A 22,886-nucleotide genomic window follows, 5' to 3' on the forward strand; every position below is an offset into this window, starting at 1 on the left:
TATGCTCTTGACTATAACTGTTCCAGAAAATTTCGCAATAACTGTTTTCCTGAAGATGTCAGGACACTCTCTGGGTGAAACTGCACGCCCTGAATGTGAGGATAGTTCCGGTGTCGCACTCCCATAATAGTGTTATCTTCAACCCAAGCGGTGATTTCTAACACATCTGGGCAAGTCTCACGTTCGATTACCAAACTATGATACCTAGTGGCGATTAGAGGATTTTCTAATCCCCGGAAAACCCCCACCCCACTGTGAGACACCTGAGAGGTTTTGCCATGCATCAACTCTGGAGCAGAAATTATTTTACCACCGAATACTTGACCGATGCTTTGATGTCCTAAACAGACACCCAAAATTGGCAATTCTTGTCCTAGCTGTTTAATCAATTCTAGGGAAATACCGGCATCTTCTGGGCGACCTGGCCCAGGAGAAATAACCACGGCTTCCGGTTTTAATGCCCGAATCTCATCTATTGATATCTTGTCATTACGAAAAACTTTAATATCATCTGCTACTGAGAATTCTGCTGCCAATTCTCCCAAATACTGCACTAGATTATATGTAAAACTGTCGTAATTGTCGATAATTATAATCAAAGCTCATCACTCCTGGTTTTTAGCACTCATCAGACTACTCGTGCTATTTGTTCGCTAGGTCTAAAAATAATGCTGATGTAAACGTATAAATATGAAGCGGCTACTCTACGACCAGCCACTTCTCAAACTTTGAATTGCTTATAGTGTCTTCTCCAAAGTGGATTGGGTAGAGTGCGATTTCTCTTACCAAGTCACTTGGCGATGCCTACGGTTTTTGCTAGCCGACGCAAATCATATTTACAAAGTCAATATAATTAACTTTACCAAAGGAGGGAGCAATAGCGTACCAGCTACCAGCACCGCTACCAAGGCAGAGACAAGGACTGCACCAGCCGCACAATCTTTAGCAATTTTTGCCAATTCATGGTATGTCTGCTTAACGGTTAAGTCTACAAGAGACTCGATCGCTGTATTTAGTAACTCTAGTGCCAAAACTAAACCACTAGTTATACCAATTACCGCTATTTCCACAGCTTGCAGATGCAAAAAAACGCTTAAACCAATAGCCATTGCACAAACACTTACGTGGATGCGAAAATTCCGTTGAGTCCGAAAACTATAGCTGATTCCAGCCCAGGCATATTTAAAACTAACAAATAAATTAGAGGCTACTTTCCAGGAAAATTCCCGTTCGTTAGACACCAGTGGTTGAAAAGAGGTAGGCGTTGGTGATGGAGAAATTTTTGGGGACATAGACTTAAAAAATACAAAAATAGAGTTGCTACAGTGGGAATATTCGCCGATCTTAATGGCAGAATTAACTTTGAGGCAATCTTTAAGCAATTTTCCACAGAAGTATTATAAAAGTATTACCCCAAATTAACATTAAGGACACATAACTACTGCTATTCTATGTCAATAGCAATACCTATTACGTTCAGCAATTTTACTTGCTGTTTTAACATTCGCCCCAAACTTTCCTCATCAGGATGATCCCAGCCTAATAGGTGTAATAAACCGTGAGTAGCTAACCAGGCTAGCTCAGTTGGTAAGCTATGTTCCATCTGTTGAGCTTGACGCTGTGCTGTATCTACAGACACGATAATATCACCTAAATATAATGGCACAGAAGCAAGCATTTCTTTATTTTGCGGAAAATCCACTTCTAAAGCAGCAAAAGCTAAAACGTCTGTGGGCTTATTTTGTTGACGATACTGGGCATTCAGTTCTTGAATTTGCGAGTCATCTGTCAAACGCAACCCAATTTCATAACTTGGCGCTGGCGGAATTTGAGGGTGAAGTATTTTCAACCACTGATTAAACCAATTTTCCCAAGTTTCAGGAGGAATTCGGGTATCGGTGTCCGCAATTTTTACAGATTTTGTCGAGGATAAATCGTAAAAAGAATCCTCCACATATAATTCAACGCTCAGGGGCACATAGTCTCCTTGTCTGTCGCTAAGACTGTCCTTTGTCATTGGTCATCTGTCCTTTGAAGTATAAATGACTAATGACTAATGACAACCCTCACCAGTTGCGTAATAGCTTAGTGAGTTAAGTAAGCAAGACCAACAAGGAGAGCTAAAAGCCCTACGGCAGTCAACCCAAAATGCTTTAGGGAAGTTGCACCCTTCCGCACCATGTTTCGCATGGCGAGTTTTACGTAGCTGGGTTGAGGTTCTGTTGAAGGTGAGTTGCTCATAGTTATTTGTCTACAGACTCTTTTATAACTGTAACAGTTGGTCTGAGATAGAATGGCGATCGCTTGCATATTGCTAAGGAATTTCTCCGAAAACGCCCCAATAAGATGAAATGCTATGCGATGTCTAGGACGGGCTACGCCTGCACGCCAATCTGAAAACACTAAAAATAAGTAACAAGTGCTAAGTAATGTTAAAAATCATTACTTAGCACTTGTAAATAATTTCGATTTATGCAATAGTGCTTTCTACTAATTTATTCTCTTGGCGCAGATAAGCTTGAATGAATGTATCAAGTTCGCCACTCATCACATCCCCAATCGCCGTAGTCTCTGTATTTGTACGTAGATCCTTCACCATTTGGTAAGGATGAAATACATAGTTACGGATTTGGTTTCCCCAGGAGGCTTCCACCATATCGCCACGAATTTCGGCAATTTCTTGGGCGCGTTGCTCCTTGGCGATGACCAAAAGCTTGGCTTTGAGACGATTTAGGGCTTTCTCTTTATTTTGCAGCTGCGATCGCTCTTCTGTACAGCGCACGGCAAGACCTGTGGGAAGGTGAACAATCCGCACCGCAGTTTCTACTTTGTTGACGTTTTGCCCACCTTTACCACCAGAGCGAGTTGTGGTGATATCCAAATCCTTATCTGGAATATCCAATTGCACAGAGTTATCAATCTGTGGCATCACTTCCACCCCTGCGAAACTGGTTTGTCGCTTGCCGTTGGCATTAAAAGGTGAAATCCGCACTAAGCGATGTGTACCCATTTCCGATCGCAAATAACCATAAGCATAGCGACCAGTAATTTCTAGGGTTGCCGATTTAATTCCGGCTTCATCACCTTTCGACTCTTCAGCTAAAGTTACCTTATAGCCATGAGCTTCGCCCCAACGGGTGTACATCCGCATTAGCATAAATGCCCAGTCTTGGGAGTCTGTGCCACCAGCACCAGCACTAATCGTCAGTACAGCACCTTCCGCATCATAGGGGCCGGATAGTAACTGTTGTAACTCCCACTGATCTAGGTCACGATTCAGTTTGGTGATGGTAGATTCTGCTTCTTGGAGTAGTGCCTCATCGGTTTCTAACTCCAACAATTCAACAACTGCCTTAGTATCTTCTAAATTAGTGTGCCAGCGATCGTATTGCTGGAGGTGGGCTTTCAGGTCATTGAGTTCTTGCAGAGTTTGTTGGGCTTGGGTTTGGTCATCCCAAAATTCTGGTTGAGCGGATATTTTTTCGAGGTCTTGAATTTTGGCTGTTAGTGCAGGTACGTCAAAGATAGTCCTGGGTTTTACCCAGGCGGCTAGACAACGTTTCGATTTCGCGTTTGAGTTCTAGGACATCCATAAATGCTTGCTGAATGATAGATAGAGCTATTTGGATTAAAAAATTGCTCTTTATTCTACTTGTGTTTCTTGATTTTAGCTGTAGTTGGGCAAATTTTTTCTGCACTAGTTACAAAAATCACTTGAAATTATCAAGCGCTTCTTTACCCACTGAAGTAGTGTGATTTAGTTGTTGCAGATAGGCTTTGATAAACAAATCAATCTTACCGTCTAATACCTCTGTCGCAGCAGTTGTTTCTATATTGGTACGTAAATCTTTCACCTTGGTGTAAGGATGCAAGATGTATTCACGGATAAGCTTGTTGGATAAAGATTTTATCTGTCGGGGTTGAATTTCGTCAAGCTGGACATTTTGGGCTAGTGTGATAGCAAACAGTTTACTCTTGAGAATAGCCAAAGCTTTCTCTTTGTTTTGCATCTGACTACGCTCTTCGTTACAAAATACACTAATCCCAGTAGGAATGTGAAACAACCGTACCCATGTTTCTGGGCGGTTGACATTCCTCCGATGCCGGGGCAAAGTAATTTCTAAATGCTTCTCTGGAATTTCAAAATCAACAGACTCATCTAAAATCGGGCTGACTTCTACGCTGGCTAGGCAAGTATGCCGTCTGCCATTGCCATCAACAGGAGAAATTCGCTCTATTCTTGCATGAGTTCCTTGTTCCGATTTTAGTCAGCCATAAGCATAACGCCCTGTAATTTCTAGGGTGGTATGTTTAACCCCTCCTAAATCATCTGCTGACTCTTGCACTAGATATAGTTTATGGTTATGATTTACTGCCCAACGATGGTATAGCCGCAATAACATCGCTGCCCAGTCTTGGGAATCTATATCTCCAACCTCAGATGCAATTGTCAAGAATGCACCCTTTTGGTCGCAGGGGTCAGACAATAATTGTTGTATTTCTACTATTTCGAGTTCTTGCTGGAGTTGGGTAAGGTTGGTTTGTGCCTCTTGCAGCAATTCCTCATCAGCAGATAATTCTAGTAGTTCTAGTGCAGCCTTGATATCTTCTAGAATGAAGTGCGATCGCTGATATTTTTTCTTTGTAGCGTTGAGGAAATCAATTTCTTTAAGTATCTGATAAAAACTGGCAGAATCACCCCAGAAAGTAGCTTGAGAAATCAATTGATTCAACTCTTCAATTCTTGCACTCAGTTCTGGGAGGTTAAAGACAGCCTTCAGCCTTGGTCAAGATATTAGACAACCTTTCTACTTCGCGTTTGATGTTTAAGAGTTCTAGCATGGTTTTGCTCACTTGAGGCTGAACTTATCTACATATTCTAATACGATTCAGTTAAGGGCTACTGGCAACAATTTTGGGTTTTCAAGACGCGATAAATCGCCGTCTCTACAAGTGTTTTGGCCTTATCTGAACTGTATTGCTATATATTTTACTATTAAAACGATGAAAAAACCGTGGTTGCTAAAAATTTAACCACGGTTTTTGCTTTATCAAAGGTTACTTGTGTTCTTGCCTACAGATAATTAATCGCGGCCATTGATGGCAATTAGCAACCGCAAGATAAAGACAAACAAGTTGATGTAAGTTAAGTACATCGACAAAGCAGCAGGCAGATATTGGTCATCGCTGTAAGTGCGGGGCAAGATGTAGAAATCGACAACAGAAACCCCAACAAACAGGAATACTCCTAAACCGGAGATGGCAATTTCTAACCAATTTGGCGTGTAAACACCAAACATAGCAAATCCGAATTGGGCTAGACACACAACCACCAAGGCAATGACACCAAGATTGATGGTTTTCGTCAAAGCCATCCCATCTTGTTCGGAAAGATTTGAACCAATTTGACGGGCAGCAATAAAGGTGACACCACAACCAAGGGCAGCTAACCCAATGCCTTGAATGCCAACACCTTGGGATCTCAAAGCGACAAATATCAAGCCACTGAGAGTATATCCAGACAACAGGCTGTAGGTTGCCAACAGGGGTAGTGCAAGGCCCTTGTTACCTTTCTGGGCAACATTTTGGGCAACAAAGAACAAAATTAACTCCAAAATGACCGCACCAATGAAGGTGGGAAAGAATATTTCGGGGTTAGTACGGATAACTCCTAAACCGCCGTAGGTTCCTAATGCCGTTAGCACCAATCCACCACCAACGTAGGGGAGGGCGTTGGCAATCACGTTTGGGCCAACGAGGGCGTGAGATTTAGCCTCACGGATAGCTTCACGAAAATTACTGGTATTGCTCATATTGAAAAACTGTTTTTTAGGAAAATGTTCTGCTTATTCCTATTCTTACCAATCTTTGCGGTTAACAGCTAAGGATTTAATATCGTTGCCAAATCTGAAGGGCGGCTTTGTTGTTGAAAATTAGAGTCGTCAGTTTTTGAGGATTTCACAGCCTGTTTAGTACTGATAGCATCCTCTTTACCCTTGATTGCAACCTATTTTGCGATTAATTCAGTACCGATCCACTTGCGCTCAGTATGACAGATGACTATTAGGTAAGTTATGCATTTTTCAGCATAAATAGCTAGTTTTTGTTGCAAAAGCTAAAGATTATTTACCATTCAAAAGTTATATAAAAAGCAAAAATTACCTGTAACAGAGGGGTTCGCAAAATCATGCGTACAAATACTGAATTGTGGAGTTAGACCCCTAACAAGTTCAGTGAAACGACGATGGCTTATTCTTCCCTGACTCAGCAAAATAATAACAGCTTAGAAGAAAATATACGCAACTCCATTTTCTCAGGAATAGGAGTTACAACAAGGGAATGTATATGGCAACAAGTGAGTCCTCTTTACGAACTGATGGTATAGAATTATTGCACTTGTACCACCAGAATCCTTCTATTAAACTTCGTAATAAACTTGTACAGTTACATACTGGCTTAGTACGGAAGATGGCTCATAAATTCAGCCATCAATGTAATGAACCTTATGAAGATTTAGAACAAATTGGGTATTTTGGTTTGATTAGGGCTATTGAGCGTTTCGACCCTAGCCAAGGATATGCTTTTAGTTCCTTTGCAGTGCCATATATTCGCGGTGAGATGCTGCACTTTTTGCGCGATCGCAGTACTCTATTAAAAATTCCCCGTCGTTGGCAAGAATTATACAATGAAGGGCAAAAGATTCGCAAAGATTTAGCAATGTCTTTAGGTCGCCAGCCCAAGGATGCTGAAATTGCCAGCCAACTCCGGGTATCTGTGCAAGAATGGCAAGAAACCAAGTTAGCTGCTCAAAATCGGATGCCTTTGAGTTTAGATGCAACCGCAGTTAACTATGTTGATTGCCAAATAACCTTGGGTGAAGCACTTCCTTGTCCTCGTTCTCATGTCCTCCTGCAACAAGAAGAAGAACGCCAACAACTGCAAGGTGCAATCAATATGTTGGAAGAAAAGCCCCGTATGGCCGTTGAAATGGTATTTTTAAAGGAACTTTCTCGCAAAGATGCTGCTAAAAACATTGGCACGAGTCCAATGACGGTAACGCGCTATTTGCAAAAGGGAATCCAGGATTTGATTTGCTATTTGCAACCACAAGTAATGCCCACTGGATCGTAGTCATTAGTCAATGGTCAGTGGTTAGTAGAAAAGCAACTGACAAATGACAAATGACAAATGACAAATGACTAATTATCTAGATTTTAAATCAGCGATCGCACCTTTGGTCATAGCAGCAATAGCTTGATCTGTCGCTTTCGGCAAATGATAATATTTACCGCCTGCTGTTTGCGATAATTCCTTAGCAAAGCCAGTAGATACAAATTTACTTTCCGTATCAATTACTAATAGTTGCATCCCCAAAGCCCGGATTCTGGCAGCAATTTCTAATAATTCTCCTTTGATATCTGGCTTTTCTCCTGGTTCTAGCTGTTCACCCAAAGAACGCGCTAAGGGAATATTACCCCTTCCATCGGTAATTGCTACAAGGACAACTTGCCCAATATCTCCACTCATCTGAGCATTTAAGCCGACGCGCACAGCTTGAGTTAAACCATGCGCTAATGGCGAACCCCCACCACAGGGCAACCTTTCCAAACGGTTACGCGCCAAAGCAATAGAACGTGTTGGAGGCAATAATACCTCTGCTTGTTCTCCTCGGAAGGGAATTAATGCTATTTGGTCGCGGTTTTGATAAGCTTCAGTCAACAGTTGCATCACCGCACCTTTAGCCGACTGCATTCGATTCAAGGCCATTGAGCCAGAAGCATCTACCACAAATACTACCAACGCCCCGGCTTTGCGTACCAGGCGTTTCGAGCGAATATCAGGCTGTTCTACAATAACTTTTCTATCTGGTTGTCTTTCTCTTCGTGCTTTTTGATAAGGAGCAGCTGCTCTCAGGGTAGCATCTACTGCAATGCGTCGCGCTTTCCCCTTGGGCAACATTGGCTTAATGTAGCGTCCCCTATCATCGGAAAAGATAACACTGCGACTACCAGATTTACCTTGCCGCTTCGCCATTTGAGTAAAGTACAGCACGTTGTCATCAAGAATTACCCCTTCTGGATCAAAGATAAATTCTTCCGGGATGCTGGGGGGTTCTTGCTCTTGATTTTCTTCCTGTTCTTCCTGTTCGTCTTCTTCTTCCTCTTCAGATTCGTCTTGGGGTTCTTCTTGATTCTGTTGTGGTGGCGGTGGAGGAGGTGGTGGTGATTGTTCGGGTGGCGGTGTCTGCACAACTGTGGCGCGTGGTACAATCACGAGTTCCACCGCCCGGCGCAAATCTTCAGCATTAACTGTTGTCCGTCCCTCCAAAGCCGCCGCAGCTTTGGCCACCCGCGTGGCGAATAACTCGGCGCGATGTCCCTGAACTCCGCCGCGAATCGCTTCATCCACTAAGTAGGCAATTTGTTCATGGGTGATGATGACTTCTTTTAACCATTCCCGCGCCAAGATGATTTGGGTTTTGAGGGAGTCTAAGTCTTCGTTGTACTGCTTGAGGAAATCTTGGGGAGATTTAGAATAAGCGATCGCTTGCTCTACTGCTTCTACTCTTTGATCTAAGCCAAGTACACCGTCAGCAGAAAGTGCGATCGCAATTCTATCTAGCAAATGCTCCCGTAATCCGCCTTCTTCTGGGTTGTAGGTGGCAATGAATAAGGATTTACACGGATGCTGAAAACTAATCCCTTCCCGTTCAATCTGGTTGCGTCCGTCAGATAATACTGTTAAAAGCTGATTTGATATTTGGTCATCTAATAAATTAATTTCATCTACGTACAGTACACCACGGTTTGCTGTAGCGAGTAATCCAGGCTGAAAAATGGTATCACCTTGTTTTACCGACTTTTCCACATCTACTGAACCTAATAGTCGGTCTTCTGTAATACCTAGAGGAATTTGTAAAAAAGGTGCGGGGATGATTTCGACGGGAACATCTTGAATGTCTTTGTCTGCATACTCTGCTAAAAGTTGATCGTCCCATTCTTCTGGGTGATTGGGGTCACAATTACTGATTGAACCTTTGACAACTTCAATGGGCGGTAGTAGAGCGTGGATAGCACGAGCCATTACAGATTTTGCCGTACCGCGACGACCTGCGATCGCTACTCCTCCCAAACCAGGATCGACTGCGGCTAACAGCAAGGCTAATTTAATTGCTTCTTGACCGACTACGGCAGTCAAGGGAAAGGCAGTGATGGTGGGGTTGATAGTAGGCGCAGGCATTGTTTGCTTTTATAGCGAGTCTCGGCCTTTAGCATACCAATTTCTGACGCATTTAGAATAAGTATTATGTATGGCAAAGAGAGAAAGGTAAGGTTATGAGTATTGCTCAGGCTAAACGCTTCACACTGGATGAATACCACAGGCTTGGAGAATTGGGCTTTTTCCATGAAGATGACCACATTGAATTAATTAACGGGGAAATTATTGAAATGGCATCCAAAGGTACAGCCCATGAAACCTGTTTGAGAAGTTTGTGGAAACAACTTCCAAAACTTGTAGGTGATAGGGCAACTTTGCAATCTCAAGCCCCGATTACTTTGCCACCTAAGAGCGAACCTGAACCGGATTTTGCGATCGTTCAAAATCGTGCTGATGATTATCTATCGGCTCACCCAAAACCGGCGGATGTGTTATTGGTAATGGAGGTTGCAGATTCTTCTTTAGCTTATGACCAAGATGTGAAAATACCTCTCTATGCTAAAGCAGGTATTACTGATTATTGGATATTCAATTTATTTGATAATTATTTGGAAGCTTACAGTGAACCATATCAGGATAATCAAGGCAGATATGGCTATTCAAATAAGCGAATTTTATTATCAAATGAGGTAATAATTTTTCCCTGCTTCCCTGATTTATCTCTTGATTTAGCTAAGGTGTTTCCGCCAAAGCTGAATTTTTAAACTTTGTTATAGGATTCAGTCATAAGACAAAGGAGTAAGTTTTATGGCTTATAGTGATTTTAAACTTATTGAAGTTATTGATTCTTTTGGGTTAGTTATCCACGAGTCATCTGGACTATTCGCAAATGTGCAGGAGCAAGAGTGTAGTGATTTATTATCTACTATTCTTAGAGAAAATGTTGATTTAGCAGTAGCGATAAGTTCGGAAAAAGCTCGTAGTGAAATGATAATAAGTCCAATTTTATTAGAAATTAGACGTAAATTTAATTATGAAATAAGCTTTTTTTCGGGAGTGGATTTTACTGTTGATAGTCAACGAGGATTAAATGGTTTTTGTGATTTTATTTTGAGTCTTTCTTCGGAGCAGTTGCTTGTACGTAGTCCGGTGATTGTTTTAGTAGAAAGTAAAAATGAGAATTTGAGGTCTGGTTTAGCACAATGTATAGCTGAAATGGTAGCTGCTCAGTTATTTAACGAGAGGGGCGGAAATCAAATAAAAGCTATATATGGTGCTGTTACTATCGGTACTATCTGGCAATTTCTCAAGCTTGAAAGCAATGTAGTTTCGATTGATTTGAGCGAATATTATATTAAGGATATTAAGATAATTTTAGGTATTTTGTATGCTGCGATCGCGCAAAGTAAACTGTAAATTAGTCCAATAAATTACCATAAGATTAGATATTAACAGTAGGTGAGCGCTCTGCTCCTAAAAGAAGTTAAAATAAACAAACTGCCTTCCTAAGCCAGAATTATTTCTCATCTGGAAACAGACTGGAGACTCAAATGACCCTAGCAGCGATCGCTACGCCCCGTCAGGAATCACCCCTGTTGTTTGAGGGATTAACCTGGAGAGAATTCAAAACAGTTCAGCAGTTGCTAGACCGTCCAGGATATAGGCTCTCTTTTCTAGATGGAGTTTTGGAGATCCGAAGAATGCCTGGAGAACCACACGAAACCGTTAAGAAAAGAATTGCTGCATTGCTGGAACTGTACTTACTTGTAGCAGGGTTTGACTTTACTCCTACTGGCTCAATGACCTTGGAAAGTGAAGTCGGTGCTGTCAAGCATGAGGCGGATGAATCTTATAAACTGGCTCCAGGTCGAGTGCGTCCCGATCTGGTGATTGAGGTGGTATTTACCAGTGGCGGGATCGACAAGCTGGAGGCATATAAGCGGCTCTTGATTCCAGAAGTGTGGTTTTGGGAAGATGGTGTATTAGAAGTTTATCACCTGCGGAAAGAGGGCAATGCACTTCACTATGACAGGGTTTCTAGTAGTGAGGAGGTCAAAGGGATCGATCTGGATTTGTTATTGCGTTGCATTAATATAGTGAATCATGTTGATGCCATCAAGACTTTTCAGCAAGCGCTTCAAAAATAGTTAGCGGTCTGCTTTTATTTTTAAATAATATGGTGGCTTTGAGAGAATACCATAGATGATTTTAAAGTTAATAGATTTCAGGCGATGTCTAACGACAAGCCCATATTGACAGCCAGCATTATTTATACTAATCTCTATGTAAGACAGCAAAATAACCGCACTCTAAAGCGCAAGTTTTTGGTGTTGTCTCAGCAGCAGAATTCCTAGTTTCCTGCCGAGCTTCGTGTCATCCCTTCGGCTGAATATTCAGTCCAATGTCAGGTCAACTGATTGATTAGACTTTCAACGGGAAGACAAGATATTTGGATTAATGTTCAGGGGAAAGGATGACGCGAAACTTGGTAGGAAGCCAGGAGTTCTACGGCTGAGACTTGAACCAAATGCAAACGTAGATAACAAATTGTTTGTATGGGAAGATTAATTTTTGATTAATTCCCTCAGTAGAAATTTTTTATCCCTAGATGCCTAATATTTCAATGCTGTTCCAAACAATAAGCGAAATGGAACATAGACAAAATGAATCCCAAACAAAAACGTAATAAGAAGCAGCAACTCATTGATTTGTATGGTTCTTATTGTTGGTGGTGTCGTCAAAATATTTCACAAAAAAATATGACATTTGATCACCTTTTACCTAAAAGTCATGGCGGTTCTGATTCTTTTGAAAACTTACGACTTTCTTGCTTTCCATGTAACAATTCTCGTGGAAACAGTCTTTATCCACCTTCCCGGATCAAGAATAACTATTTCTAGGTAGCATCTCAATTTTATTAGGATCTTATCTTACAGGGTGGGCATCTTGCCCGCCTTTTCCATTCAATTAACTACGAAAAAGAGGAAAAAATAACAATGCACAAAATACTAATATTCCATAACGAAAAACTTCTCCGCCGTGCGCTTACGCATCGTTCTTATGTCCATGAAAATCCCGGAGAAGGCGAACATAATGAACGCCTAGAATTCCTTGGTGATGCTTTGCTGAATTTCTTAAGTGGCGAGTATTTATATAGTTGTCACCCAGAAATGGGAGAAGATGAATTAACTCGACGGCGTTCGGCGCTGGTAGATGAGAAGCAATTGGCAAAGTTCGCCGAGGAAGTGGGTTTAGACTTTAGGATGCGGTTAGGAAAAGGCGCAATTCGAGACGGAGGCTACCAAAATCCTAATTTGCTCAGTAGTACCTTTGAAGCAGTTCTTGGTGCTTACTATTTGGATAATGATTCTAATATTGAAACAGTTCGCGCAATTATAGAACCACTATTTGATTCTGTAGATCCTAAAAATATAGTTGTGTCTCGTTCTAATGTAGACTCAAAAAATCGCTTTCAAGAATGGGTGCAACGTAATGTTACTCCAAATCCCCCCAAATATTTCACGGAACAAATAGGAGGCCCTTCTCACGCGCCAGAATTCATCGCAAAAGTATTGGTAGATGAAAAAATTTACGGCGAAGGTAAGGGACGCAATAAGAAAGATGCAGAGAAAGCTGCTGCTGAGGATGCGCTAGCTAAGTTGAAAAAACAGGGTTTGTTGTAAAAATGTTTTTTGATTTCACGCAGAGGCGTAGAGAATAATTTTACGTCTTGGCGCGAAATCAACTCTCTATTTCTAAAGGCAAAATTACAGTGAAGGTAGAACCAACTCCCACCTCAGATACTAAGTTAATTGTACCTTGGAGGAGTTTTACCAACCGCGAAACGATCGCTAACCCCAATCCTGTACTATCGGGTAGATAAGGACGATCGCTAGAACTAACCCGAAAGTAGGGTTCAAATATCTGGGCTTGGTTTTCTGATGCAATGCCAATTCCAGTGTCACAAACTGCGATCGCGCATCTTTCCTTATCCAACACCTGACACATTATAATAACAGTCCCCGACTCTGTATAGCGAATTGCATTACTAATAAGATTTGTAATAATTTGTTGGCATTGAAAAGGATCTGTGATTAATTCTTTGGGGGCGCGATCGCAATCTACTACGACTTTTAAACTTTTCCCAGCAGCTAAAGGTTCCAACATTTCACAGATATTATTGATTAATTCACGCACATCGGTAGGGGCTAGTTGTAGTTTTATCTGCCCTGCTTCATATCGTGAAAGTTCTAATACATCGTTAATCAGGTGGAGTAATTGTCTACCATTGCGTAGTACCCGCTCAATATGTTCGAGATTGGCAGGGGTGTCTTTGATCTCAGTCTTGCGCCGTTGTTGACGTAAAAACAGATCCGAGTAGCCAATAATGGAAGTTAGAGGATGTTTCAACTCATGGGCTAGTTGCGAAAGATACTGTTGATTAGCGCTAATTAAGCGTGTGAGTTCATCATTATGGAGCGTTAGTGATGACTGCAACTGGTGTAATTCTCGTAAGCGTTGCTCAACATAACTCTTGAAACACCGAGCGATCGCTTCGTCTATGATAGCGTCAATCAAACGCATAGAACGAATTATTTCTAAAGGTGTTCCCCCGATTAAATCTGGTTGTAGAGCATCAAATATTACTGTTCGCAACAAATGATATTCTCTAGCTATTTCTGCTGGATCGTAACCTTGTTCCGCTCGAATAGCTCCATGCTGAAAACTGGCAGTAACTATCGACTGAATATCATTATCCTGAGATTTTGAAAGCACTGTCACCATTGCTTGTAAAACATCAGGGATATGATCCTTTACTGCTGTATAAGATAGGTCATCAGCACTTTCAATCCGTCTATCCTTGCGAACTGCTGTAACCCATTTATCGAGGATGGTGTCCGTTTTTTCAGCCAGTACTTGACTAAAATCCATTATGTTAAATTCAGCTAGGAGATAGATGAGTAAACTTCCATATCCAATTAGTTTAGCGAGTGCAGTGAGTTTTTACCAAATTTAGCAATTTAGTTCACCTACCAAAAGAAATAGATTCTAAATGTTTTTTTATTTGCTGGTTAACTAACCTCATATAAAACTCCCTCAGTATAATCCAGCTTAAAATTAAGAAATATTAATTAAACACGTAACAATCTTTATGCTTGACTAAACTATATTGTTTAGCTTTCTGGGCAAGGATTTCAGTCAAAATTCAATTATAAATATGTATTGTAATTATTACCATGAGTTAAGTAAAAACCTTTAATTACAGCATAAAATCTAACTGTACTTCTCATAAGAGAGATGGCTTTTACTGAGCATCGATGTTATATTATGCATAATTTAGTAATCCATTAGAGTAAGTCAGCCTAATTCAGCGGGTCACAGTGCATAACGCTGGAGCGGAGGAACCAAATTGTGGGGCGTATCTCATCGAAAGTGAGGAGTTGAGACTGAGGAGTTAGAAATTACTAATATTTAACTCATAACTTATAACTCATAACTCATCACTTTCTTGTGAAGGGCATCTCTCAGCCCTAGCCCGTCAGCTAACTTCGTAGGCATTGGGGGGAGACTGAAGAGACGGCATTTTTATAATGTTGCGATCTCATCGGTGTCCAAGGCTGGTACTGCTCGGATTTTTTGTACCTGCACTTAAATCTGTTGAGGTCGTAAATGATATTTCAATTAAATTTTGTTGCGATCGCAGCGATCGCAACGCAAGCTGCGTGGAAAAAGACAAAACCTGTCATCCTCAGAGATGTATTCATCTTACCTGTATTGGGCTTCTTGGGAATAATTGTTCTGTGGTGGATTATTGCACTTGCCAATCATGAATTAATGCCCACCCCACCAGAAGCCCTCATCGCTAATCTAGACTACATCTTAAATCCCTTTTACCAAAGAGGCCCTGGCAACTTGGGAATTGGTTGGTTGTTGATCGCAAGTCTGCGTCGGGTATTACTAGGTTTTTTATTAGGTGCGGTAGTAGCGATTCCTCTGGGTTTTCTCATTGGGATGTCCAGATCGGCAATGTTAGCGCTCAATCCCATCATTCAAATTTTTAAACCTGTATCGCCCTTAGCTTGGCTGCCCATCGCCTTAGCAATTTTTAATTTAGCAGATCCTTCCGCCATTTTTGTAATTTTCATTACCTCCTTATGGCCGACAATTATTAATACCGCATTAGGAGTTTCTAGCGTTCCCAAAGATTATTTAGATGTGGCACAAGTGTTAGAAATGCCCCGTTGGAGGCGGATTACCAAAATCATTTGGCCAGCAAGTTTACCGTATATTTTTACAGGTTTACGAATTAGTTTAGGCATCGCTTGGCTAGTAATCGTTGCCGTGGAAATGCTTACAGGCGGCATTGGTATCGGCTTTTTCGTTTGGGATGAATGGAGTCGTTTAAACTTGAGTTCAGTCTTTTTAGCTGTCTTCATAATTGGCTTAACTGGGTTAATTTTGGATTATGCCGTGGGTAAAATTGAAGAATTCGTAACCCATCGCCCGAAAACTTCCAACTAACTAAACGGAATTTTAGATTTTAAATTTTAGATTTTGGATTAAGAATTGAAAATCCAAAATTTAATAATATCTGTTCACGCAGCGTCTAATCGAACAAATCTAAAATCCAAAATTGATCCACCAATGGAGCTATGAAAATGGGTGATATAAACTGGACTCGACGAGATTTTATTAAGGGAATAGGAGGAACTACAACCGGAATAGCCCTGTCCTCCTGTGGAATTTCAGGAGATAGATCCGCCAAAGGATTAACTGAAGAAGCCTTAGCTGTACAACCAGTAATTAGATCGCAAGACCTAGAAAAATCCGACCTTACCATTGGTTACGTTCCCGTTAATGATTGTGCGCCATTTGCGATCGCCTGGAAAAAAGGCTTCTTCCGCAAATATGGTTTGAACGTCACACTCAACCGCGAGGCTAGCTGGGCCACCTCCCGCGACGGTTTAATTTTTGGTCGTCTAGATGCTTCACCCGTCGTATCTGGTGCTGTCACCAACGCCAGAATTGGAGCCGAAGGCGCACGCCACGCCCCCTTGTGTGCGGCCATGACCATTCACCGCCACGGTAACGCCATGACTATGAATAAAGCCATGTGGGACTTTGGGCTGCGTCCGTGGTATGAATATCAAGAAAAATATGGCGATGGTGCTTTAGAAGCCTTTGGACGCGATTTTCGAGGCTACTTTGACAAGCAACCGCCAGAAAACAGAGTTTGGGCGGTGGTATTAAGTTCCGCCATTTACGAATATTTTGTCCGCTACTTATCCGCCGCCGCCGGAGTCGATCCTTTAAAAGAGTTTCGCGTCATCATCGTTCCGCCACCGCAAATGGTGACAAACGTAAGGATTGGTGCAATGCAAGCTTACATGGTTGCAGAACCCTGGAATACACGAGCAATAACAGGCAACGAAAACATCGGTTTTACCTTTGCACAAGGCAAAGAAGTCTGGTTAGGACACCCAGATAGACTTTTGGGGGTGATGGAATCTTTCATCGACAAATATCCCAAAACCTATCGTTCCCTAGTTAAGGCGATGATTGAAGCTTGCCAATATTGCAGCAAAGTAGAAAATCGCCAAGAAGTAGCTGAACTGCTTACAGAACGTTCCTTTACAGGTGCTAAACCCAAAAAGAAAGATGCCCCAATTACGAAATTTACAAGTCCGGGAATTCTCGGTAACTACAACTATGGCGGCTTTGATGGTAAAGACCGCACCATCAAAGCTGCTGACACCACGATTTTCTTCGATATTCCTGACAACCTTCCCAAACAGCCAGGAGAACACTCAACATTCTTATGGAGATCCAGAAGTATCTGGTTGATGACACAAGCAGCACGGTGGGGACAAATAAAAAAATTACCCAAAAATGCTGAAAAAATAGCAGAACAAGGCTGGAGAACAGATTTATATCGGGAGATAGCATCTGAAATGGGCATCAAATGTCCAAAGGATGATTACAAGGTCGAACCACCAGAAGTATTTATAGATAAGAAAGGCTTCGACCCCAGCGATCCTGTGGGTTATCTGAATAGTTTTGCTATCAGGGCTAATGCTCCCACTAAATTTTACATGTCTTAAGCTGTCGTGCATTTAATTTGCACAACTAGGGTACTTATGTTGTCCAACCCACAAAAGATTTACTTTTTGGAGAATGCAAATTAATGCAATTTTAGCTGAAATGCTAAGTTCAAATATTGACTGATGACTAAATAATTTCGGGAGCATTTTGATGATGGAATATACCTCATTACCTATTAATACCCAGACCGAAGTTCTGCCCCGCACTGGATTTTTAGAAATTGAAAATTTAGTCAAGTCTTATCCGACACCTGATAAAGATAACTTTGTCGTTTTAGATGGGGTTAATCTAACGATTGGTGAAGATGAATATATTTCTGTAATTGGTCACTCAGGTTGTGGAAAATCAACTCTAATAAAGATAGTAGCTGGTTTAGAAAAAGCTACTTCCGGCTCAGTCAGGTTAGATGGAAAAGAAATTCGTCAGCCAGGAGCCGAAAGGATGATGGTGTTTCAGAACTATTCGCTGTTACCTTGGTTAACAGTGCGAGAAAATATCCGTTTAGCTGTGGATGAAGTGCTAAAAAATGCTAATAAGGCTGAAAAAATTAGCATTGTAAATCAACACTTGGCAATGGTAAACTTGACGGCGGCGGCTGACAAATATCCTGATGAAATTTCTGGAGGGATGAAACAACGAGTAGGTATTGCCAGAGCTTTAGCAATTCGCCCGAAAATGTTGCTGATGGATGAACCTTTTGGGGCACTAGATGCGCTAACTCGTGGCAAATTACAACGGCAGGTATTGGATATTTGGGAAAATAATCGTCAAGCAGTGATGATGATTACCCACGATGTAGACGAAGCAATTTATATGTCCGATCGCATCGTCTTGATGACCAATGGCCCATCTGCTACTATAGGAGAGATTTTAGAAGTTCCTTTCGAGCGTCCACGCGATCGCGCCGCTATGCGAAACTCAAAAGAATATTTTGAACTCCGCAACCACGCCTTAAATTTTCTCGATCGCTATTTTGCCCAAGACGAGTAAATTAGATTATCATTTTTTTTAGTGGGTAGCCTAATTCAAATTCATGAAAGCTGGATTTGGAACGGAGGAACCAATGTTTGGGGCTAATCTTACGAGAGACACCTTCCAGTCTTAGCCCGTCAGCTAACTCCGTAGGCAATGGAAGGAACCCCCAAGATTTTGGCTGTAATACAGTTATTATTGGGGTTTCCTTGACTGATTTCAGATTTGCAATTTTGGTTATCGTCACTCAATCTAAAATCCAAAATCTAAAAATCTAAAATTCGTCCCCCTGCTTCTCATTGTTAATTCATTTCGTTGGGAGAAGTAAAGCTGTGCAAATCAAGCCAATGTTAGCACGTCTGCAAAGTGCCACAGGTCGAGATGACTTAATTGAACAAATGGTACTGCTGCCAGAACAAAAAAAACCTTTTTCTAAAAAACCTCAAGAAGCAAAAGCAGTTAATTTAATTGTTGCTTATGATGCATCTCCTAACAGTCATACGGCGCTAGATATTGCTTTCTGGATTGCCCATCAAACCCGTTTAGCTACTAATGCAGAAGTCACCGTTCAAGCTGTTTATGTGGTAGAAGATAATCAAAGCAATCAATATTCAAATATTTTGAGCTTTCCAACACAACAGTCTTCATTAGAATGTCAAATTAGTGAAGGATCAAACTCTATCACACAGGTATTAACTCAACCAAAATTGCAGACAGTGGTAACTCCCCTGCAACAAGCAGATATAATTCTCTGGCAAGCCCGGAGTCTGGCTGAAGAATGGCAGGGTTCTTTCAAATCTCATTTGCGATTTGGCTGCATTTCTACAGAACTTCACAAAGTTGTTGAATCAGAAGCTGCTGATATTCTGTTTCTAGGTTGCAACTCTGTCAATCATCCGATGATTGAAGCATTAGGTTCTAATTTTCCCTGTGCTGTTTTAGGTATTCCCAGTTGTATTGATGAATAATCGCTGTTTAAAATTACGGTAATTTTAGTCATAGAAAAGTCACCTAAAAGTAGGTGGCTTTTTTAGCTCCTACATTCCGCAGGTTGCTCAAGAAAGTAGATAATATTTCTGACAAGCAGAATCAAGAAACTGTAGTATAAACTTTCGTTCATGAGTGAGGTTAGAAATAAGCTTGACCTCAGAAACGACAACTAGATGAACAGCTTGAAAACATTGAAAAATCATGCTGTGCGTCCTTACCAACCTATTTATATCAACTTTAAAGCAAAATAGTATAAGCCTCTTCGCGTTAGTATAAAATATTTGATTACGCTCATGGGGTAATAGACTGTAAAGCGATCGCCTGAAATACTGACAAAACCTAAAATCAGGGTTTTTGTGAAGAATATTTACGTATGTTAATATTGCTTGGTTTAGGTACAGATATTCAGTATGGTTCCAATAAAGACTGTTCTTACAGATTCAGAGGAAGTCACTCAGTTGTTTTCTCATCTCGAATTTGATGGAAAAAAGCTCAGTCATCAACCGGGTAGTGTATTGGGAAGTACTGCATTAATTGCGGGCACCACAGTTGGGGCAGGAATTCTCGCCCTACCAGCCGTTACCCTGCCATCTGGGATTGTGCCATCCACATCTGGACTGATTGCTGTTTGGCTCTACGCTTTAGTTTCCGGGTTACTAGTTGCAGATGTTACCTTAAACACGATGCGAACAGAAGGGCGTGCGAGTATCGGTTTTATGGGAGTTGTTGAGAAAATCCTTGGTAAATTGGGAGCGCGACTTACAGGCGGCGCATATTTATTTATGCACTATGCTCTCTTGGTGGCATACATCACCGAAGGTGGAGAAATTTTAGCTTATGCGGCGGCAAAAATTGGGGGTGTGCAGATATTGCCTACATGGGTGGGCACCACGACTTTCACGCTTTTATTTGGTGGCATTATGTATCTTGGGCGAGAAAAGTTTATTGAAAAATTAAACAGCGCCTTTGTCGGAATTGTCATCGTTTCTTTCTTGGGACTATTGTTTTTGGCGAGTAGGCACATTCAGAGTGCCCAATTGTTATTTCAGAATTGGAGTGCCCTTGGTAGTGCCATCTCAGTCATGTCTGTGGCACTATTTTTCCAAAATGTTGTGCCTCTGGTTGTAACGCAACTTGAAGGGGATGCCCGCAAAATTCGTCAGTCTATCTTAATGGGTTCTGTGATTCCTCTAATTATGTTCTTGGCGTGGAATGCCGTAATTTTAGGAAGCGTCACTCCCGATATGCTACATGGCACATCTGACGGTAGAACTGTTCTCGATCCATTACAAATTCTCCGAGCAGGTGGAGCGGGAGAATGGTTAGGAGTGCTTGTATCCATTTTTTCAGAGTTTGCGATCGCTACATCATTCATTGGATTTGTGTATGGTTTGCTGGATTTGTTCAAAGATATTTTCTCCATCACACAGGGCAAATTTTCTAGTCGCCTCCCTCTATATTCCCTAGTTCTTTTCCCTCCGATGACTCTCGGAACGCTCAATCCCAGCATCTTTTTTACTGCCCTAGATTACACTGGAACGTTCAGTATCTCAGTTCTAGGTGGAATTATTCCGGCGTTAATGAGTTGGAAGCAAGGTCAAGCACAAGAAAAATCAGATAGTACAAATCAACCACTCGTCCCTGGTGGAAAGGTGACGCTGATTGTGATGATTGGAGTGGCATTAGCGATGATGGGAAGACAAATTCTGTCAATTTACTAAAAATCTAGATGTAACATCATAAATATATACTTGTAGTATAATTCCGTCCAACCACAATCTTATGAGTGATACTCGCCTCGTCAAAATCAGCAAATATCTCAGCAAATATCTGCGACACACACCAGATGCAATTGGAATTAAACTTGCTCCCGGTGGTTGGGTTGCTGTTGATGAACTACTTACCGCTTGTGCTAAAAACAAGTTTCCCATTACCCGTCAGGAATTAGAGGTGGTAGTTGAATACAACGAGAAACAACGCTTTTCTTTTGATTCTACAGGTACTCTAATTCGTGCTAACCAAGGACATAGTGTAAAAGTCGATTTACAGTTAGAACCTGTTACTCCCCCAGATCAGCTTTATCACGGTACGGGACGCAAATCTGTAGAGTCAATTTTGCAAACAGGACTTTGCAAAATGTCACGACATCATGTCCATTTATCGAAGGATATTGCAACAGCACAAACTGTTGGTGCAAGACATGGAAAAGCAGTAGTTTTTATTGTAAATACTGCGGCAATGCATCAGGCGGGTTACATCTTCTATTGTTCTGCTAATGGTGTTTGGTTAGTAGATCGTGTGCCACCTGAGTATCTAGAAAGAATTTGATTTTTTAGAGAAAGTAAGAATCACTGGTGCTGGAGATTGGCGTAAGTGAGGTAAAGCGTACTTTACCAAATGTACCGCACTCAGCAAAGTCAAGTCGATCGAAGTTTCCCAGGATGCCAAATCGATATCATCAAAAGTACCTGCGGCATTGGTAACAAGGATATCCAACCCGCCGAATTTTTCCACTGTAGTATTAACTACCCGCTCAATATCTGCTTAACTAGTAACCTTTGCACGCAGAGATAGCACCTCTGTACCTATTTCGCTTGCAATTTCCGCAGCAGTTTGGTCAATTAACTCACTGCGGGCGCAGATGGCAACTTTTGCACCCTCACGGGCAAATTGCCTCTTTGCCTAAACCTTTCCTTTACTAGCATCTGTCACTAAGGCGACTTTGCCACGGAGTTGCAAATCCATAATCTTGATTCTGCTTGTTTAGAGTAACTTGAAGCCAAGGTGATTAAGAACTTCACGCAAGCGATCGCGTCCTTTCAATGATTCAACAGTGGCGATCCTTTGGGCTGAGTGTTCTGACCAATCACCAGCAACATTCATCTGTTGTTCAGTATAGAATTCTTTGATGATGTCATTGTAATGAGCGATCGCTTCTTCTCGATCCGCCAATTTATAAGTTTCACGGTGCAGCACAGCTGATTGTGGCAACCTTGGCTTAATCGCTGCTTCTACCTCTGGATTCGGATAGCCTACACACAGCCCAAACACAGCAAATACAGAGGAAGGTAAATTTAATATCTCTGCTACCTCTTTCGGGTGGTTGCGGATTGCGCCAATATATACTGTTCCTAAACCGAGTGACTCGGCTGCGGCTGTTGCGTTTTGTGCCGCCAAAGCTGCATCAACTGTTGCCGTCAAAAACATTTCCAAATATTCCAGGGCATCATGAGATATGCCGCGACTGTCAGCAACGTAACTTAGACGCGCCAAGTCTGCTAACCAAACCAAGAATAAAGGAACCTGTTTAATATGTGCTTGGTTCCCCGCTAATCTAGATAACTTCTCTTTGCGTTCTCGATCTTCGACTGCTACCACACTCCAGGTTTGCAAATTAGAGGAAGTAGAGGCAGATTGGGCGGCTGCAATGAGTAACTCCAGAGTTCCTGCTGGTAAAGGATCGGATAGATAAGACCGGATGGAACGGTGAGATAATAGTGTTGTCAGAGAATCATTCCATTCTTCGGGATTAAAGGGAATTTCACCGTAGCGCGATCGCAGTAGTTCTGTAGGATTAGTCATAATCAACTCCCAAATTTTCAGATATTTTATTACTAACACCAATTCCATCTGTAGAGGCATACATCCATTACACCTCTACA

Annotated in this window: 22 protein-coding genes, 1 pseudogene and 2 riboswitches; of the genes and pseudogenes, 12 read left to right on the forward strand and 11 right to left on the reverse strand. The window is 41.5% G+C overall.

All coding sequences use genetic code 11. The features are described from left to right. Positions 1-11: 11 nt before the first annotated feature. From CDG79_RS02345 to CDG79_RS02380, 7 genes and pseudogenes are all read right to left on the reverse strand, one after another. Entirely contained in the window at positions 12-599 is a 588-nt protein-coding gene (locus tag CDG79_RS02345; protein ID WP_094340237.1) for an anthranilate synthase component II, read from the reverse strand. Between the two features lie 237 nt (positions 600-836). Further along, the gene (locus CDG79_RS02350) at positions 837-1,292 is read right to left on the reverse strand and encodes a diacylglycerol kinase family protein (RefSeq protein ID WP_094329634.1); all 456 of its coding nucleotides are present in this window, start codon (positions 1,290-1,292) and stop codon (positions 837-839) included. 152 nt (positions 1,293-1,444) lie between these two features. Beyond that, a complete protein-coding gene (gene ybeY, locus CDG79_RS02355; protein ID WP_094340397.1) occupies positions 1,445-1,972 on the reverse strand; it encodes an rRNA maturation RNase YbeY in 528 nt (175 codons plus the stop codon). A gap of 113 nt (positions 1,973-2,085) precedes the next feature. Continuing rightward, entirely contained in the window at positions 2,086-2,241 is a 156-nt protein-coding gene (locus tag CDG79_RS02360; protein ID WP_094329633.1) for a DUF3285 domain-containing protein, read from the reverse strand. Between the two features lie 229 nt (positions 2,242-2,470). Beyond that, positions 2,471-3,593, reverse strand: a protein-coding gene (gene prfB, locus CDG79_RS02365) for a peptide chain release factor 2 (RefSeq protein WP_143855395.1) whose coding sequence is annotated in 2 segments (ribosomal slippage) — positions 2,471-3,520 and positions 3,522-3,593 — 1,122 coding nt in all. Because the reading frame shifts where the segments join, the coding sequence is not laid out codon by codon here. 117 nt (positions 3,594-3,710) lie between these two features. Then, positions 3,711-4,842: pseudogene (locus CDG79_RS02375) on the reverse strand (PCRF domain-containing protein). Positions 4,843-5,084: 242 nt separating this feature from the next. Then, the gene (locus tag CDG79_RS02380; protein ID WP_094340245.1) at positions 5,085-5,813 is read right to left on the reverse strand and encodes a Bax inhibitor-1/YccA family protein; all 729 of its coding nucleotides are present in this window, start codon (positions 5,811-5,813) and stop codon (positions 5,085-5,087) included. A gap of 532 nt (positions 5,814-6,345) precedes the next feature. Here CDG79_RS02380 and CDG79_RS02385 point away from each other — a divergent pair. Beyond that, positions 6,346-7,131, forward strand: a complete 786-nt coding sequence (locus CDG79_RS02385) for an RNA polymerase sigma factor SigF (RefSeq protein ID WP_069069688.1) — start codon at positions 6,346-6,348, stop codon at positions 7,129-7,131. A 72-nt stretch (positions 7,132-7,203) separates the two neighbouring features. On the opposite strand, the gene bchD is transcribed toward CDG79_RS02385, so the two are convergent. After that, the gene (bchD, locus tag CDG79_RS02390) at positions 7,204-9,240 is read right to left on the reverse strand and encodes a magnesium chelatase ATPase subunit D (RefSeq protein WP_094340247.1); all 2,037 of its coding nucleotides are present in this window, start codon (positions 9,238-9,240) and stop codon (positions 7,204-7,206) included. A gap of 95 nt (positions 9,241-9,335) precedes the next feature. Between bchD and CDG79_RS02395 the strand changes: the two genes are divergently transcribed. From CDG79_RS02395 to rnc, 5 genes are all read left to right on the forward strand, one after another. Then, positions 9,336-9,923, forward strand: coding sequence for a Uma2 family endonuclease (locus CDG79_RS02395; protein WP_094340250.1), 588 nt, complete (start codon positions 9,336-9,338; stop codon positions 9,921-9,923). Positions 9,924-9,966: 43 nt separating this feature from the next. After that, positions 9,967-10,575, forward strand: a complete 609-nt coding sequence (locus CDG79_RS02400) for a hypothetical protein (RefSeq protein WP_094340252.1) — start codon at positions 9,967-9,969, stop codon at positions 10,573-10,575. 134 nt (positions 10,576-10,709) lie between these two features. Further along, positions 10,710-11,306: a Uma2 family endonuclease gene (locus CDG79_RS02405; protein WP_094340255.1), complete on the forward strand. Its 597-nt coding sequence runs from the start codon at positions 10,710-10,712 to the stop codon at positions 11,304-11,306. A 516-nt stretch (positions 11,307-11,822) separates the two neighbouring features. Then, positions 11,823-12,059: an HNH endonuclease gene (locus CDG79_RS45350; RefSeq protein WP_094340258.1), complete on the forward strand. Its 237-nt coding sequence runs from the start codon at positions 11,823-11,825 to the stop codon at positions 12,057-12,059. Between the two features lie 96 nt (positions 12,060-12,155). Beyond that, entirely contained in the window at positions 12,156-12,842 is a 687-nt protein-coding gene (rnc, locus tag CDG79_RS02415) for a ribonuclease III (RefSeq protein WP_094340260.1), read from the forward strand. Positions 12,843-12,900: 58 nt separating this feature from the next. Here rnc and CDG79_RS02420 read toward each other — a convergent pair whose 3' ends face one another. Next, positions 12,901-14,091: a sensor histidine kinase gene (locus CDG79_RS02420; protein ID WP_094340262.1), complete on the reverse strand. Its 1,191-nt coding sequence runs from the start codon at positions 14,089-14,091 to the stop codon at positions 12,901-12,903. A 418-nt stretch (positions 14,092-14,509) separates the two neighbouring features. Continuing rightward, positions 14,510-14,732: riboswitch (cyclic di-AMP (ydaO/yuaA leader) on the forward strand. Positions 14,733-14,829: 97 nt separating this feature from the next. Here CDG79_RS02420 and ntrB point away from each other — a divergent pair. From ntrB to CDG79_RS02450, 6 genes are all read left to right on the forward strand, one after another. Then, a complete protein-coding gene (gene ntrB, locus CDG79_RS02425; protein ID WP_094340264.1) occupies positions 14,830-15,681 on the forward strand; it encodes a nitrate ABC transporter permease in 852 nt (283 codons plus the stop codon). Positions 15,682-15,818: 137 nt separating this feature from the next. After that, positions 15,819-17,261 (forward strand): ABC transporter substrate-binding protein, encoded by a 1,443-nt coding sequence (locus tag CDG79_RS02430; protein ID WP_189524852.1) that lies wholly within the window; start codon positions 15,819-15,821, stop codon positions 17,259-17,261. Positions 17,262-17,415: 154 nt separating this feature from the next. Then, a complete protein-coding gene (locus CDG79_RS02435; protein ID WP_094340270.1) occupies positions 17,416-18,252 on the forward strand; it encodes an ABC transporter ATP-binding protein in 837 nt (278 codons plus the stop codon). A gap of 17 nt (positions 18,253-18,269) precedes the next feature. Beyond that, positions 18,270-18,405, forward strand: a riboswitch (cyclic di-AMP (ydaO/yuaA leader). Positions 18,406-18,581: 176 nt separating this feature from the next. Next, entirely contained in the window at positions 18,582-19,202 is a 621-nt protein-coding gene (locus CDG79_RS02440) for a universal stress protein (protein ID WP_094340272.1), read from the forward strand. A gap of 432 nt (positions 19,203-19,634) precedes the next feature. Continuing rightward, positions 19,635-20,945, forward strand: coding sequence for an amino acid permease (locus tag CDG79_RS02445; RefSeq protein ID WP_094340275.1), 1,311 nt, complete (start codon positions 19,635-19,637; stop codon positions 20,943-20,945). Between the two features lie 61 nt (positions 20,946-21,006). Continuing rightward, a complete protein-coding gene (locus CDG79_RS02450) occupies positions 21,007-21,552 on the forward strand; it encodes an RNA 2'-phosphotransferase (protein ID WP_094340277.1) in 546 nt (181 codons plus the stop codon). On the opposite strand, the gene CDG79_RS43330 is transcribed toward CDG79_RS02450, so the two are convergent. Together CDG79_RS43330 and CDG79_RS02460 are read right to left on the reverse strand one after the other, a co-directional pair. Then, entirely contained in the window at positions 21,538-21,762 is a 225-nt protein-coding gene (locus tag CDG79_RS43330) for an SDR family NAD(P)-dependent oxidoreductase (RefSeq protein ID WP_223277993.1), read from the reverse strand. The genes CDG79_RS02450 and CDG79_RS43330 overlap by 15 nt on opposite strands. A 225-nt stretch (positions 21,763-21,987) precedes the next feature. Beyond that, the gene (locus CDG79_RS02460) at positions 21,988-22,806 is read right to left on the reverse strand and encodes an NADPH-dependent oxidoreductase (protein WP_094340400.1); all 819 of its coding nucleotides are present in this window, start codon (positions 22,804-22,806) and stop codon (positions 21,988-21,990) included. Positions 22,807-22,886: the final 80 nt, after the last annotated feature.

Source organism: Nostoc sp. 'Peltigera membranacea cyanobiont' 232 (assembly GCF_002245985.1).
Classification (GTDB): Bacteria; Cyanobacteriota; Cyanobacteriia; order Cyanobacteriales; family Nostocaceae; genus Nostoc.